Source organism: Streptomyces murinus (assembly GCF_002154555.1).
Taxonomy (GTDB): Bacteria; Actinomycetota; Actinomycetes; order Streptomycetales; family Streptomycetaceae; genus Streptomyces; species Streptomyces murinus.
The window spans coordinates 1-625 of record NZ_MUNF01000994.1; the positions used below are offsets into that span (position 1 = coordinate 1).

Below are 625 nucleotides of genomic sequence, written 5' to 3' on the forward strand. Positions count from 1 at the left end.
GTGGAGCAGCGCCCACCGGGCGGCGTCGGGCCCGAGCGGCGCGGGGTCCTCGGGGGCGGGTACGGGCCGCAGATCGACCAGCTCACCGTGTTCTACGGCGGCCCGCCCGCCGTGGTGCTGCACGGTGGCCCGTCCGCCCCGGTGCTCGACGGTGGCCCGCCCGCCCTGGGTGGCGACGATCCGTACGACGGCGTCGGCGACGACCTCGGCCCGCACCTCGTACGGCACCCGCAGCGTGAGCACCTGCCCGGCGAGGGCGTCCCCATGGCCGTACCGCTGTCCCTGTGCGCGGATCTCCCGAACGAGGTCCTGGAGCGGATCGACCTCTTGACCGAGCCGGAAGTTGAGGAATCCCGGCCCGGTGACGACGACGTCCTCGATGCCGTCCGCCGCGATGAGCCGGGGCCGCAGGATCTCGGCGACGGTGCGCGGCGGCTTCCCGGCCGCGCGGGCGAGCTGGAGCGCGACATTGGTCGCGTACTCCCCGCAGCCGCCGGCCCCCGGCTCGCTCACCACGACCCGCTCGGGCACCACGACACTGAGCTGCCCCTCGTCAACAGCGCAACGCACCGCGTGCAACACGGTGCGGGAGAGTTCGACGGGGGTCACGGGACAAGGGTAGGGG

At 74.6% G+C, this 625-nt stretch carries 1 pseudogene; it reads right to left on the reverse strand.

The features are described from left to right. Positions 1 to 609, reverse strand: a pseudogene (locus CCN72_RS37185) (ArgS-related anticodon-binding protein NrtL); the annotation flags it as partial. Between the last annotated feature and the right edge of the window lie 16 nt (positions 610 to 625).